Here is a 13,962-nt window from a genome sequence, read left to right as displayed (position 1 = left end):
CGGTCAAGCCTGAGCCGTGGCGACCTTGACTCCGAAGCCGATCAGGACGACACCGGTGATCCGCTCCATGCCACGGCGCACGGAGGCCCGGGCGAAGAACGCCCGGGCCTTCGCGAGCAGCAGCACATAGCCGCCCAGCCAGAGCACGGTAAGGGCCGCGTGGACGAGCACCAGGAGCGCCATTCCGGTGTGCGGGGACAGTCCGTGCGGCGCGAGGGTGGGCAGCAGACCCGTGTAGAAGACGGCGATCTTCGGGTTGAGCACATTGCTCACCAGGCCGGTGCGCCACGGGTTCCCGGACGGCGCCGGCAGGGACGCGGGGGCCGCGTCCGCGTGCCCGCCGCGGCGGGCGGCGCGCAGGGCCTGGACGCCGAGGACGACCAGATAGGCGGCGCCGGCCAGTTTCACGACGGTGTACGCGGTGGCGGACGCGGCCAGGACGGCGGCGAGCCCGGCGACCGAGAGCACACCCCAGACGAGGAGACCGGTGGTGATCCCGGCGACGGTCAGCAGTCCGTCGCGCCAGCCCGCGGCGACCGCACGCCGGGTCACGACCGCCATGTCGGGTCCGGGCACCATCGTGAGGAGGGCGAGCACACCCGCCGCGGCGAGGAATTCGTACACCATGGGGCGAGTGTGCCATCCCCGCCGACCTGGCCGGTACGGGCCTCTGTTCCGTCGGCGCCGGGCGTGTTCGACTGGGCCGCATGACGCTGCTGAGCCGCACGTACGCCGACCTCTGCCGACAGGGGAACGAGGAGCTGCAACACGAGGAGCTGCGGGACGCGGTGGCGCGCGCCGCGCTACCGCCGGCCTTCGACACCGCGTGGCGGCGCCATCTGCTGCCGCAGCCCTGGTTCGTACAGGAAGTGGAGGTGCGCTCCTTCGCGCAGGACCTGGACGGGCTGTTCGACCTCCTGGTCTCCCTCCCCGAGCGGCTCTTCGACGGCGACGCCGAGCGGTACGCGAAGGAGCTCGGGCTCGACCCCCGGCACGCCGCGCTGCTGCGGCGCTCGGCCGAGGGCCGCCCGGCGCGGCTCGGGCGGGCCGACGCGTACCACGACGGCACCGGCTACCGGCTCCTGGAGTTCAACCTCGGCAGCGAGGTCGGGGGCATGGACATGGCCGTGTGCAACACGGCGCTCCTGGGCGTGGCCGCCTTCGCGGACTTCGCCGCCGCGCACTCCCTGGCGTACGAGGACACGGCGGCGCTGCTCGCCGCCGATCTGCGGGAGCGGGCGCGGCCCGCGCTCGCGGGCGGTGCGGCGGAGCCGGTGATCGGCCTGATCGAGGGCAACGGCGGGATCGGCCCGTACGGGACGCTGATGCGGGCCTTCCAGGAGGCGATGGCGGCGCAGGGTCTGGAGCTGCGGATCGGCGAGGTGGGGCAGCTGCGCACCCGGCCGGACGGGAAGCTGTCCCTGGACGGGGCCGCGCTCGATCTGGTGCTGCGGAACTTCGGGGCGAGTCAGCTGCTCGACGACCCGGCGGGGATGGCGGCGGCCGAGCAGCTGTTCCGGGCGCACGACGCGGGCCGGACGGTGCTGTTCACCTCGCTGGAGAGCGGTCTGTACGCGCACAAGAACGCGCTGGGTCTGCTGTCCGACCCGCGGTGGGCGGGTGCCTTCACCGCGGCCGAGCGGGCGCTCGTGGCCCGGGTGCTTCCGTGGAGCCGGCCGCTGGGCGGCGGGGCTCCGGCGGCGCTGCTCGACGCCTGCCGGGAGCGGCGGGAGCGGCTGATCCTCAAGCCGGGCGCCGGGCACGGCGGTCTGGACACCTTCGTGGGCTGGGAGTGCACGGACGCCGAGTGGCGGGCGGCGCTCGCGGTGGCGGGCGAGCGCGGCTATCTGGCGCAGGAGCGGGTGGTGCCGCGCCCCGAACCGGTGCTCGATCCGGCGACCGGCCGCGCGGAGGAGTGGATCGCGGCGCTCGGCTTCTTCCTCACCTCGCGGGGTTACGCGGGCGCGCACGCCCGGGCGAACCGGGCGGACGGCGGGGCGATCGTCGGCATGAGCAGCAACCCGGACACCCGGATGGCGTGCGTGTTCACCCACCCGTGAGGCCCCGCGCGCTCCACGCGGGCCGCGCGGCTCAGTCGGTGGCGGGCTCGACCGCCGGCTCGGCGACCCGGCGCAACAGGGCGTGCAGCACGGCGCGTTCCTCCTCGGACAGCGGGGCGAGCAGGCCGTCGGTGACGCGGCGGCTGCTGCGGTCGGTGTCCTTGAGGTAGCCGCGGCCGGCGGCGGTGAGGACGACGATGCGGCTGCGCCGGTCGCCGGGGGCCGGGCGGCGTTCCACCAGGGCGAGGCGTTCGAGGTCGTCCACGAGACCGACGATGGCGCTGGGGTCGTAGCCGAGGCGGGTGCTCAACTCGCGCTGGAGGGCGCCCTCGACGGTGGCGAGGTAGCGGAGCACCGCGTAGTGGCGCAGCCGCAGTCCGGATTCCTGGAGGGCGGCGTTGAAGAGCTGACCGGAGCGCTGGCCGAGCCGGTAGAGCAGATATCCGGTGTCGGAGTGCAGGCCGAGCATCCAGGGGTCGTCCGCGCGGTCCTCGGTGTCTCCGGCGCCTCTGGTGTCTCTGGCGTCTCTGTCGTTCATGGCACCAGCATGCCGCAGAACCAATGTCGATCACAACCATTGACGTCAACAACTATTGGTCCTAGCTTCCTTCCCAGCGGATCGAAGCCGATCGAGCCTCGCTCTCCCGTCCGCCCCTCCCCCATGCCTGAAGGGACTCTTCTCATGCCACTCGCACCCACACCCGGCCCCGCTCCCACCGTCGATCTCACCGGCAAGGTCGCGATCGTCACCGGCTCCGGCCGGGGTCTCGGCCTCGCCTACGCCACCGCGCTGGCCGCCGCCGGAGCCGCCGTGGTCGTCAACGACCTGGACGCCGAGGTCGCCGAGAAGGCCGCGGCCGGCATCGTCGCGGCGGGCGGCCGGGCCGTCGCCGAAGCCGTCGCCGTCGGCACCGCCGAGGCGGCGGACCGGCTGGTCGAGCGGGCCGTGAGCGCCTTCGGGCGGCTCGACGTCCTGGTCACCAACGCGGGCATCCTGCGCGACCGCGTGCTGTGGAAGATGACCGACGAGGACTTCGACGCCGTCGTCGACACCCACCTCCGGGGCACCTTCACCTGCGCCCGCGCCGCCGCCGTACGGATGCGCGAGCAAGGCGATGGCGGCCGGCTGATCCTGGTCGGCTCCCCCGCCGGGCAGCGCGGCAACTTCGGCCAGACCAACTACGCCGCCGCCAAGGCCGGTGTCGCCGCCATGGCCCGTACCTGGTCGATGGAGCTGGCGAAGGCCGGGATCACCGTCAACACGGTGGTGCCGGTGGCCGCGACCGCCATGACCGAGACGATCCCGGCCTTCGCCCCGTACGTGGCGGCGATGCGGGACGGCGCGCCGCTCCCGGACTTCCTGCGCAAGGGCGAGGGCTTCGGCACGGTCGAGGACTGCGCGGCGCTCGTGCCCTTCCTCGCCTCCGACGCCGCCGCCGACGTCACCGGCCAGTGCGTGGGCATCGGCGGCGACCGGCTCGCCCTGTGGTCGCACCCCGAGGAGATCGCCACCGCCTACGCGGACGGCGGCTGGACTCCGGAGACCCTCGCCGCCGCCTGGCACACCTCGGTCGGCCGCGTCCCGCAGACGGTCGGCATCCCCGCGCCGCGCCTCCCGGAGGCGTGATGAGCGGGATGAGCGCAACACGAGGAATGGCCGTGGACGAGCTGGTCGCCATCGACGTCCACACCCACTGCGAGGTGTCCGCGAGCGGCCGTTCCTCGCTCTCCGACGAGCTGCACTCCGCCTCCGGCGCGTACTTCAAGGTCGCGGGCGACCGGAAGCCGACGCTTGAGGAGATGGCCGCGTACTACCGGGAGCGGCGGATGGCCGCCGTGGTCTTCACGGTGGACGCCGAGCACGCCACCGGCACCGAGCCGATCCCCAACGCGGAGATCGCCGAGACCGCCGCCGCGCATCCCGACGTGCTCATCCCCTTCGCCTCGATCGACCCCTTCCGGGGCCGGGCCGGGGTGCGGGCGGCCCGCCGCCTCGTCGAGGAGTACGGGGTCAGGGGCTTCAAGTTCCACCCCAGCATCCAGGGCTTCTTCCCCGACGACCGGCTCGCCTACGGCCTGTACGAGGTCATCGAGGAGACCGGCACCGTCGCGCTCTTCCACAGCGGGCAGACCGGAATCGGCGCCGGCGTGCCCGGCGGGGGCGGCATCCGCCTGAAGTACTCCGACCCGATGCGGGTGGACGACGTCGCCGCCGACTTCCCGCACATGAAGATCGTCCTCGCGCATCCGTCCTTCCCCTGGCAGGACGAGGCGCTGGCCGTGGCCACCCACAAGCCGGGGGTGCACATCGACCTGTCGGGCTGGTCGCCGAAGTACTTCCCGCCGCAGCTGGTGCGCTACGCCAACACCCTGCTCAAGGACAAGGTCCTCTTCGGCTCCGACTACCCGGTGCTGAGCCCGGACCGCTGGCTGGCCGACTTCGCCGAGCTGCCGATCAAGGACGAGGTCCGCCCCGCGATCCTCAAGCACAACGCCGCCCGGCTGCTCGGCCTCACCGAATCCCCCGCCTGAAAGGGCCGTCGATGCGCAACGAGGGACTGGGGTCATGGCCCGCCCGCCGGGCCCGCAAGACCCCGCACCGCACCGCCCTGATCCACCAGGCGGACGCCTTCACCTACGCCGAACTGCACGAGCGCACCACCCGCCTGGCCCACGCGCTGCGCGCCGCGGGCGTCCGGCGCGGCGACCGCGTCGCGTACCTCGGCCGGAACCATCCGGCGTTCCTGGAGACGCTGTTCGCCGCCGGACTGCTCGGCGCGGTGTTCGTGCCGCTCAACACCCGGCTCACGGCGCCCGAGATCGCCTACCAGCTCACCGACTCGGGCAGTCGCGCGCTGCTCCACTCCCCCGAACTCGCCGCCGTCGCCGCCGTGGCAGCGGAGTCGGGCGGGGCGCGGACCGTCGTCGAGGTGGGCGGGGCGGCGTACGAGGAGCTGCTCGCCGGCGCCGCCACCGCGCCGATCGACGAGCCGGTCTCGCCCGACGACCTCTGCATCATCATGTACACCTCGGGGACGACGGGCCGCCCCAAGGGCGCCATGCTCACCCACGGCAACATCGTCTGGAACGCCGTCAACGTGCTCGTCGACCACGACCTGGTCGCGGACGAGACCGCGCTGGTGTCCGCCCCGCTGTTCCACACCGGCGCGCTGAACATGCTGACCCTGCCGGTGCTGCTCAAGGGCGGCGCGTGCGTGCTCGTCGAGTCCTTCGACCCCGGCGGCACGCTCGACCTGATCGAACGGCACGGCGTCACCTTCATGTTCGGGGTGCCGACGATGTTCGACCAGGTGGCCCGGCACCCGCGCTGGGCGACGGCCGACCTGTCGAGCCTGCGCCTGCTCAACTGCGGCGGCGCGCCCGTACCGACCCCGCTGATCGCCACGTACCAGGAACGCGGTCTGACCTTCCTCCAGGGGTACGGGATGACGGAGGCGTCGCCCGGGGCGCTGTTCCTGGACGCGGAGCACGCGGTCGCGAAGGCCGGCTCGGCCGGGGTGCCGCACTTCTTCACCGACGTACGGGTGGTGCGGCCCGATCTGGCGCAGGCGGAGGTCGGCGAGACCGGCGAGGTGCTGGTCCGCGGCCCGCATGTGATGAGCGGCTACTGGGGGCTGCCGGCGGAGAGCGAAGCGGCCTTCGTGGACGGCTGGTTCCGCACCGGCGACGCGGCCCGGGTCGACGCGGACGGCTATGTCACCATCGTCGACCGCTTCAAGGACATGATCATCTCGGGCGGCGAGAACGTCTATCCGGCCGAGGTCGAGGACGCGCTGCTCGCGCACCCCGATGTCGCCGAGTGCGCGGTGATCGGCGTGCCGGACGCGAGGTGGGGCGAGACGGCCCGCGCGATCGTCGTCGCGCGGGCGGGGAGCACGCCCGATCCCGCCTCGATCCTGGCGTCCCTGGACGGGCGGCTGGCCCGCTACAAGATCCCGAAATCCCTGGTCCTGGCCGAGGCGCTGCCGCGCACGGCCACCGGAAAGCTCCTCAAGCACGAACTCCGCTCCCGCTACGGGACGGGCCAATAGACATGCACAACGTGAAGGGAACCCCCATGAGCATCACCGTCGACGGCATCGCCGAGCTGAAGGGCCTGGCCGGCTCCGAACTGGGCACCAGCGACTGGATCGACGTCACCCAGACCCGGATCAACGGCTTCGCGGACGCGACCGGCGACCACCAGTGGATCCACGTGGACGTGGAGCGGGCGAAGGAGGGGCCGTTCGGCGCGCCCATCGCGCACGGCTATCTGACGCTCGCCCTGTTCATCCCGCTGTTCACCGAGCTCCTCGACGTCCGCGGGGTGACGACGAAGGTCAACTACGGCCTGGACAAGGTCCGTTTCCCGGCCCCGGTCCCGGCGGGCTCCCGGCTCCGGCTCTCCGCCCGCCTCGCCGAGGTCACGGACGTGCCGGGCGGCGGTGTGCAGATCGCGGTCGACGGCACGATCGAGATCGAGAACGCGCCGAAGCCGGCCTGCGTGCTGCGCAGCCTCTCCCGCTTCTACGCCTGACGCCACCTGACGCCACCTCACGTGTTTCCAGGCGTGGACCTGGGAACTTTCCCCGGGGGTCGCACGTTGCGCGGGCGACCTGATCGATCGATGTGTGACACGACGGCTCCGCCGTCGTCGGGGAGATGTGAGCGACCATGGCCATGGTGGGCCTGTTCTGGATCACCGAGGGTGACGTGTACGTGGGGGCGAAGCCGACGGGGCACGGGCCCGGGGTGCGGCTGACGCCCGAGGGCGTGGTGGGTCTCGGTGACGGGCAGTCCCAGCTGTATCCGTGGGAGGACGTCAGTGCCCTGACGGTGACGGACATCCCCGAGAAGACGTTGATGCGTCAGGTCGGGGTGGTCGGGGACGCGGCCCTGAACGTGGTGGGCGAGCTGGTGCTTCCGGTGTTCGGGCCGAGGGCGGGCGATGCGCCGCCGCGGCTGACGGTGGAGCTGGAGACGTCGAGCGGCACCCGCTCGCTCTCGGCGTACGTCGCCGCGGCGGCCGGCTATCCGCAGAGCGAGGTCGACCTCTCGCTCTCGCTGCTGTCCCGCCTGACCGAGGGTGCGGCGACGATGGCGATGACGCTGGCCGCGATGGCGGAGTGGGGCCGCGGCCGGGAGGGCGGCACGCCCCGTCGCGCGGAGCGCGAGGAGCTGCTGCGAGAGTGGATCGACTGAACTCCCGGGCGGGTGGCGGGCCCCGGGCTCAGCGGCCGTCGAGCAGGGGCTTCAGGCCCGCCGCGAGGCGCTCGTACTCCTCCGCCCGGTTGTAGATCTGGGCGCTGAGCCGGATGCCGCCGCCCGTGGGCCAGGCCCAGACGAGCACCCGGCAGCCGAGGCGGGCCGCGATCTCCTCGCGGAGGGCGACGGCCTCGGCCTGGGTGCGGGCCAGCCGGCGCGGCAGCCGCAGCGAGCGCATGGCCAGCTCGGGGCCGTACGGGAGGGGCGTGATGCCCGGGAGGGCGGACAGGAGCTCCGTACCGTACGCGACGAGTTCGGCGTTGTGGCGGCGGACCGCCGGCGCGCCGAGCGAGGCGAGCAGGTCGAGGCCCTCGGGTGCGGCGAGGAGGCCGGTGTAGTCGGCGGTGGCGCGGTATTCGACGGCGCGCGGGAAGCCCTGGGCGTGTTCCCAGGAGGGTACGGGCGCGGGGACCCCGGCTCGGTAGGGCGCGGCGACCGCGAGGACGGCGCTGCCGGCCGGCGCGTAGGCCCATTTGTGCAGGTTGCCGAACCAGAGGTCGGGCTCTCCGGCGAGCGGCCGGGCGAGCATGCCGGGCGCGTGCGCGCCGTCGACGACCGTGCGCACCCCGCGCTCGCGGAGTGCGGCGACCAGTCCCGGTCCGGCGACGCTCCGGGCGGTGGGCGAGCTGATCTGGTCGAGGACGGCCACCGTGGTACGGGGCGTGAGCGCGCCGAGCACCGCCTCGGCGACCGCTTCCTCGTCCGGGAGTTCCGGGTCGAGGGCGACGGTGGTGACCCGGGCCCGGCGGGCGGCGGCGTCGGTGACGGTGCCGTAGCCGTGGTCGGTGACCAGGACCTCGTCCTCGGGGCGGAGGCCGAGCGCGTCGAGGGCGAGGTTGGCGGCCTCGGTGGCGTTGTGGACGAGCGCGATGCCCTCGGGGTCGGCGTCCAGGTGCGCGGCGATCCGGCGCCGGGCGGCGGCGAGCCGTTCGGGTACGGAGAGGAAGAAGGCGTCGGGGTCGGCGTCCGCCTCCTCGATCAGGCCCCGGCGGGCCGCGGAGACGGGGAGCGGGACGGCGCCGAAGGAGCCGTGGTTGAGGTGCGCCACATCGGGCCCGAGCCGGAACAGCGCGGCGCCGCCGGGGAACGCGGCGGGCCCGTCCGTACCCCTGCCGTCGGCCGTCCGGTGTGTCGTCATGGCCCCGCTCCCCCTGTTCCCCGGTGGTCTTGGTCTCGCAGTATGCCCGAGGGTGACGGGGCCGGGGCCGGGACCCCGGATCGGGTCCCGGCCGCGGCACGGCCACGGCACGGCTCAGCCGGACACGTCGGCCCCGGCGACCGGCGCGTCGTCGAGGAAGCCGCCCGACTGGTGCTGCCAGAGCTTGGCGTACGGGCCCTCGGCGTCGAGGAGTTGCTGATGCGTGCCCTGTTCGACGACCCGGCCCCGGTCGAGCACGACCAGCCGGTCCATGCCGGCGACCGTACTGAGCCGGTGGGCGACGACCAGGGCGGTGCGGCCCTCCATCAGCCGCCACAGGGCGTCCTGGACGAGGATCTCGCTCTCCGAGTCGAGGGCGCTGGTGGCCTCGTCGAGGAGCAGGATCGGCGCGTCGCGGAGGATGGCCCGGGCGAGGGCGACCCGCTGGCGCTGGCCGCCGGAGAGCTTCACGCCGCGCTCGCCGACCATGGTGTCGAAGCCGTCGGGCAGCGCGTCGGCGAACTCGGTGACGTGCGCCGCCTCCGCCGCACGGCGAATCTCGGCCTCGGTGGCCTCCGGACGGGCGAAGGCGATGTTCTCGCGCAACGTGCGGTGGAACATGGCGGGTTCCTGCGGCACGTACGCGATGAGGCCGCGGAGGTCGGACTGGCTCATCCGGCTGATGTCCTGGCCGGCGACGAGGATCCGGCCCGCGTCGACGTCCGTCATGCGGAGCAGCAGCCTGGTGAGGGTGGTCTTGCCGCCGCCGGAGCGCCCGACCAGACCGATCTTCGTGCCCGCGGGCACGTCGAGGTCGAGGTCCTCGAAGAGCGGTTTGGCGTCGCCGCGGCCGCCGCCGTGGGTGAAGGTGACCCGCTCGAACCGTACGTCGCCACTGCGGGAGCGCAGCGGCTCGGGGCGCTCCGGGTCCACGACGGTCGGCGGGGCGAGCAGCAGTTCGGTGAACTGCGCCGCCTCGGTCATGGAGCTTTCGAGCCGCCGGTAGATCTGGTTGAACTCGAACATGATGCGGGTCGCGTTGGAGTAGTACGTGAAGGCGACGATGACCGCCTCGACGCCGTGCTGCCCGGCGCCGAGCAGCAGCGCCACGACGAGCCCGAGGACGTTGGTGAGCACCGACATGGGTGCGACCACGGTGTCGATGCGGAGGTTGCCGTAGTCCCAGGAGCGGAGCGTGAGGCGGCGCGACTCGGCGACGCGGGTGCGGTGTTCGGCCGCCTCGCGGTCCTCGGCGGCGAAGGCCCGTACGGTGTCCATGTTCGTCAGGCTGTCGGCGACATGGCCGGAGACCCGGGCGATGGCCTCCTCGCGCTGGGCGACGAGCTTCTGCCGGCGCCGGACGAGCGGCACCACGCAGCAGGCGGTGAGCGCGATCATCAGGAGCAGTCCGGCCACGAGCAGCGGCTCGTACTGCCACAGCACGACGGACGCGAACAGCAGCGGCACGAAGCTGCCCATGACGTTGAAGGTGAGGGTGTCGACGAACTCCTCGAAGCGGGAGGCGAAGCTCAGCACCCGCTTGGTGAGGGATCCGGCGAAGTTGTCGTGGAAGAACGCCGCGTCCTTGGCGAAGAGTTCGTCCATGCCGATGACGTAGAGGCGCTCGATGCCGAGGGCGTCGAGCCGGTTGAGGCAGTGCAGTCCGAGCCGCCAGAGCCCCTCCGAGAGGAGGAGGACGGCGCCGAAGCCGATGACGTACGGCAGCATGCCGTCGAGGTGGGTGATGTTGTCGCCCTCGCCGTGTCCGTCTCCGTTTCCGTTTCCGGCGATCCGGCCGACGAGCTTGGCGACGATGAGCGGCGCGAGGTAGGCGATGCCGATGTTTCCCAGTGCCGGGAGCAGCATCGCGGGGACGGTGACCCGGCGGAGCCGGGCGAGCTCCTTTCCGTAGTAGCGGAGTGCGAGGAGCACCGGGCCTCGGCCCGGCGAACCTTTGTGTGATTCAGGCGAATCCATACCAACCCTGCTTTGTCGGACCCCCATGGAGTTGGCAGTGTCCCGTGCACGGGTCGGCGTCGTCCAAGCGTTTTTCGGCACCTTGGGCGCCCCGGGTTCCGTCGGCGGCACTTCGAAGGGTAGGTTAGGTTAGGCAAACCTAAGTTGGGAGATCACGCATGCAGCCCCACACCGCCTCCGAGCCCACCCCCGCCGAGCGGCTGCGGTCGATCATCGCGGCCGCGCACTCCATGACCGTGGTGACCGACGGCCGACCCGAGGAGGTCCACGGCCTCGACGGCGACGACCCGTTGGGCCGCATCCACCTGCACGATCCGGCCGAGCCCGACGCCCACGCCGCCCACGCCGCCCACGTCGCCCAGGGAGACTGGCACACCCCGCGGATCCCGATCCGCCTGGAGCTCACGGACGTCTCCCCCGCGCCGGTACGGGAGCGGGTGCGCGCCCGGGTCACGCTCTCGGGCCTGGTGGCCGCCCCGTACCGCGCGGACGCCGGCGAGAGCATGTGCATGGAACTGGGGCAGGCGGTGCTCCAGGACGCGCGCGGGCGCACGTATGTGACACCGGCGCAGCTCCAGGAGGCGGCGGCCGACCCGCTGGCGACGTGCGAGGCCCCCATGCTGCACCACCTGGTCGCCGACCATCCCGAGCTCGTCCCGCTGCTGCTGCGGCTCGTCGCGCCGGAGGCCAAGCGGGGTCTGGTGCGGGCGCTGCCGCTCGCCATGGACCGCTACGGGCTCACCCTGCGGCTGGAACGGCGCATTGGGCACGAGGACGTCCGGCTGCCCTTCCCGACCCCGATGACCGAGGTCGACCAGGCCGGGCTGCAGATCCACGCCCTGCTGACCGCGGCGCGACGCTGCTCGCACCACCGGCTGCCGGCCTGAGCGGCCGGCAGCCGGTTGCGACGTCGCGTTTTTCGGCGGTCCCGCGTCAGCAGGCGTAGTCGATCAGGTCGAACGTGGCGTAGTGGTCGGCGGTGTAGTAGTCCTCCTGCGAGGCCTGGCCGGTCACGATGCGGCGGGCACCACGGGTGGGGACGCCCGGCGTCTTGACCGTGTACTCGTGGTAGTAGCCGGCGGAGTGGGCCGGCAGGACACCCTCGCGGTTCTGGAAGACGACACCGTCCTGCGCGTACGGGAAGGGGCCGCCCGCGTCGATCAGGCGCAGGGTCGTGTAGGCCTGGGACGGGAGGGCGGAGTAGCAGATGTCGCCGACGCTCGCGGCGGATGCGACCGACGCGACCGACGTGACCGACGCGGTGGAGGTCGCGACGGGGGCGGGCGCGGCGGAGGCGGGGGCGCCGAGGAGGAGGGAGGAGACCAGGGCTGCGGTGATTCCGGCGGTGAGGCCGATTCGTGGGGGGATGCGCATGGCGGTGATGCTGACGCGCGTAGACCCGGGCTGGGAAGCCCAACTGGCTTCAATTCCCCGGACGTTCACCACAGGTCCACGCCGGCCACGGAACGTCCGCGCATGCCACCCGGACGTCACCTGACGCGGATGTGCGGTGGATCACTCGGGGCGGGCCGTTGTCCGCGCCTACGATGCCTGGGGGATACACGTATCGCGTGTCCCGTGCCCCGCCGCACCCGAGGAGACGGATCCGTGAGCACCGCCCATGTCGCGCACGAGAGCGACCGCGAGAGTTACTTCGAGCGGACCGGCGAGCACCGCTACAAACCGACGGCGCACGCGGGCGGCGCGTGGAGCGCCGACGAGATGCACTTCAGCCCGCTGGCCGGGCTCGTGGTCCACGCGCTCGACGGACATCTCGCGGGGCGGCCGGGCGGCGCGGCGCTCGCGCGGATCAGTTACGACATCCTGGGCCGGATCGCGCTCGACGAGTGCGAGGTCACGGTGGAGACCGTACGGCCCGGGCGCACGATCGAACTCCTGGAGGCGACCGTGGTGATCGGCGGGCGCCCGGTGGTGCGGGCCCGCGCGTGGCTGCTCGCCTCGCAGGACACCTCGGCCGTGGCCGACAGCCCGTACGAGCCGCTGCCCGGCCCCGAGGAGCTGGACCCGTGGCGGATGGCGGAGGCCTGGAACGGCGGCTACATCGCGTCGATCGACGTCCGCCGCACCCCCGCCGTGCGCAAGGGCCGCTCCTCGGCCTGGATCTCCTCCCGCGTCGACCTGGTCGCGGGCGAACCGAGCAGCGCCCTCGCCTCGTACATCGCCCTCGTGGACACGGCGAACGGCATCGCCGTCCAGCAGGACCCGGCCGAGTGGATGTTCCCCAACCTCGACCTGACGATCCATCTCCACCGCCAACCGCACGGCCCCTGGACCGGCCTCGACACCACGGCCACCTTCGGCCCCACCGGCCAGGGCCTCACCAGCACCGTCCTCCACGACCTCACCGGCCCGGTCGGCCACGCCACCCAGATCCTCACGGTCCGCCCGCAGGCCGGGGCCTGAGCCCGGGGGCCTCGGGCCTCTGTCACGCCGGTCGGGGCTCCCGGGCGGCGTCGTCGACGGAGCGCGGGGCCTGCCAGCGGGCGCGGAGGACTCCGTCGGCGTCGGGCATGACGGCGGAGAACAACGGGACGCGCTCGTCGGCGTACAGGGAGAGGGCCGTCGCGGCCTCGGCGCCGGCCATCAGGCCGGGCAGCTCCGAGAAGTCCTCCTCGTCGGCGACGGCGCTGTGGATCCGGCCCCGCCCGTCCTGCCAGACGACCTCGACGAGGCCCTCGGCGGGGAGGGCGGCAAGCACGGCGCCGACGTCGGAGGACAGGTCCGGCCACACGGCCAGGCGCGCGCGGGGCGCGAGGCCGGCCCTGACCGCGTCGAGGGTGTCGCGGGCGGCGAGGGTGTCGTGGCCGGAGCCGGTGAGGCGATGAAAGTGCGAGGCCCCGTCGACATACATCTCCTCAAGGAGCCCGGCGCGACCGCCCACGACCGCCCTGTGCAGGCCGGCCCAGAAGGAGTCGTCCGCGGGGCGCAGGACGCCGTCCTCCTCGGGTTCGAAAGCATAGGGGGAGGCGTCCAGGCGTTCCGGGAACAGCCCTAGCTCACGGGTGCGGGCCAGAGCCGCGGGGCAGGGCCGACTGCTGCCGATGTAGAGGTACTGGTCCCAGCCGACGTGCACCGCGAAGGCCCCCTCCACCTCCAGCCGGCACCAGGCTCCGGCGTCCCGCAGCATCAGCCGCACCAGCTCCAGGCCGATGTCCAGCGGCACTTCCGCGCCGTCGTGGAAATCGGCGAGGCCGTTCGGCAGGAGCCCGTCCAGGCCGAAGCCCTCCAGGGGCGGTTCGAGGCCGAAGTGGACGAGCGACACGACCCCCGGCTCCCGGACGGACAGGCGCTCGACGCCGGTGTCCGCGGCGAACGCCTTGATCGCCCGGAGGTAGGCCGCCTCGACCGGGCCGTGGTCGCTGGCGGTGTCCTCGGCGCCGGTGTAGGTGCCGTGTTCGTCGCGGTCGGCGGGGTCGTACTTGGTGACGCGATGGACGTATGGGAGCTGCACGGCGCCATCCTCCGGCAGAGCCACGGGCCTCGGCCACGCGATTTCGGGGC

Annotated in this window: 14 protein-coding genes; 8 read left to right on the top strand and 6 right to left on the bottom strand. The window is 73.0% G+C overall.

All coding sequences use genetic code 11. The features are described from left to right. Positions 1–3 precede the first annotated feature (3 nt). Positions 4–627 (bottom strand): LysE family translocator, encoded by a 624-nt coding sequence (locus tag JAO84_RS32480; protein ID WP_370416046.1) that lies wholly within the window; start codon positions 625–627, stop codon positions 4–6. Between the two features lie 80 nt (positions 628–707). On the opposite strand from JAO84_RS32480, the gene JAO84_RS32475 reads away from it, so the two are divergent. After that, complete coding sequence (locus JAO84_RS32475; RefSeq protein WP_370416045.1) at positions 708–2,060, top strand: hypothetical protein; 1,353 nt, start codon at positions 708–710, stop codon at positions 2,058–2,060. A 31-nt stretch (positions 2,061–2,091) separates the two neighbouring features. Here JAO84_RS32475 and JAO84_RS32470 read toward each other — a convergent pair whose 3' ends face one another. Next, positions 2,092–2,598, bottom strand: a complete 507-nt coding sequence (locus JAO84_RS32470; protein ID WP_370416044.1) for a MarR family winged helix-turn-helix transcriptional regulator — start codon at positions 2,596–2,598, stop codon at positions 2,092–2,094. Positions 2,599–2,742: 144 nt separating this feature from the next. On the opposite strand from JAO84_RS32470, the gene JAO84_RS32465 reads away from it, so the two are divergent. The 5 genes from JAO84_RS32465 to JAO84_RS32445 all read left to right on the top strand — a co-directional run bounded on the left by JAO84_RS32465 (position 2,743) and on the right by JAO84_RS32445 (position 7,262). Continuing rightward, positions 2,743–3,687, top strand: coding sequence for an SDR family NAD(P)-dependent oxidoreductase (locus tag JAO84_RS32465; RefSeq protein ID WP_370416043.1), 945 nt, complete (start codon positions 2,743–2,745; stop codon positions 3,685–3,687). 26 nt (positions 3,688–3,713) lie between these two features. Continuing rightward, positions 3,714–4,592 carry an amidohydrolase family protein gene (locus JAO84_RS32460; protein WP_370416930.1) on the top strand — a complete coding sequence of 293 codons (879 nt, stop codon included), beginning with the start codon at positions 3,714–3,716 and terminating at the stop codon, positions 4,590–4,592. A gap of 11 nt (positions 4,593–4,603) precedes the next feature. Next, positions 4,604–6,112 (top strand): long-chain fatty acid--CoA ligase, encoded by a 1,509-nt coding sequence (locus JAO84_RS32455; protein WP_370416042.1) that lies wholly within the window; start codon positions 4,604–4,606, stop codon positions 6,110–6,112. Positions 6,113–6,138: 26 nt separating this feature from the next. Further along, positions 6,139–6,597, top strand: a complete 459-nt coding sequence (locus tag JAO84_RS32450; protein ID WP_265862904.1) for a MaoC family dehydratase — start codon at positions 6,139–6,141, stop codon at positions 6,595–6,597. 137 nt (positions 6,598–6,734) lie between these two features. Then, on the top strand, positions 6,735–7,262 hold the full coding sequence (locus JAO84_RS32445) for a hypothetical protein (RefSeq protein WP_370416041.1): 528 nt from the start codon (positions 6,735–6,737) through the stop codon (positions 7,260–7,262). A 28-nt stretch (positions 7,263–7,290) separates the two neighbouring features. Here JAO84_RS32445 and JAO84_RS32440 read toward each other — a convergent pair whose 3' ends face one another. Continuing rightward, positions 7,291–8,463, bottom strand: a complete 1,173-nt coding sequence (locus tag JAO84_RS32440; RefSeq protein ID WP_370416040.1) for an aminotransferase class V-fold PLP-dependent enzyme — start codon at positions 8,461–8,463, stop codon at positions 7,291–7,293. A 114-nt stretch (positions 8,464–8,577) separates the two neighbouring features. Next, positions 8,578–10,440: an ABC transporter ATP-binding protein gene (locus tag JAO84_RS32435; RefSeq protein WP_370416039.1), complete on the bottom strand. Its 1,863-nt coding sequence runs from the start codon at positions 10,438–10,440 to the stop codon at positions 8,578–8,580. 158 nt (positions 10,441–10,598) lie between these two features. Between JAO84_RS32435 and JAO84_RS32430 the strand changes: the two genes are divergently transcribed. After that, entirely contained in the window at positions 10,599–11,327 is a 729-nt protein-coding gene (locus JAO84_RS32430) for a DUF2470 domain-containing protein (protein ID WP_370416038.1), read from the top strand. Between the two features lie 46 nt (positions 11,328–11,373). On the opposite strand, the gene JAO84_RS32425 is transcribed toward JAO84_RS32430, so the two are convergent. Further along, positions 11,374–11,814 (bottom strand): ribonuclease domain-containing protein, encoded by a 441-nt coding sequence (locus JAO84_RS32425; RefSeq protein ID WP_370416037.1) that lies wholly within the window; start codon positions 11,812–11,814, stop codon positions 11,374–11,376. Positions 11,815–12,048: 234 nt separating this feature from the next. Here JAO84_RS32425 and JAO84_RS32420 point away from each other — a divergent pair, with 234 nt between their 5' ends. Then, entirely contained in the window at positions 12,049–12,864 is an 816-nt protein-coding gene (locus tag JAO84_RS32420; protein ID WP_370416036.1) for a thioesterase family protein, read from the top strand. 22 nt (positions 12,865–12,886) lie between these two features. Here JAO84_RS32420 and JAO84_RS32415 read toward each other — a convergent pair whose 3' ends face one another. Beyond that, entirely contained in the window at positions 12,887–13,912 is a 1,026-nt protein-coding gene (locus JAO84_RS32415; RefSeq protein ID WP_370416035.1) for an RNA-binding protein, read from the bottom strand. Positions 13,913–13,962 lie beyond the last annotated feature (50 nt).

Source organism: Streptomyces fradiae, from assembly GCF_041270065.1.
Classification (GTDB): Bacteria; Actinomycetota; Actinomycetes; order Streptomycetales; family Streptomycetaceae; genus Streptomyces.
Note: the sequence above shows the minus strand (reverse complement) of the source record. Positions and strands in the feature narration are given on the sequence as shown.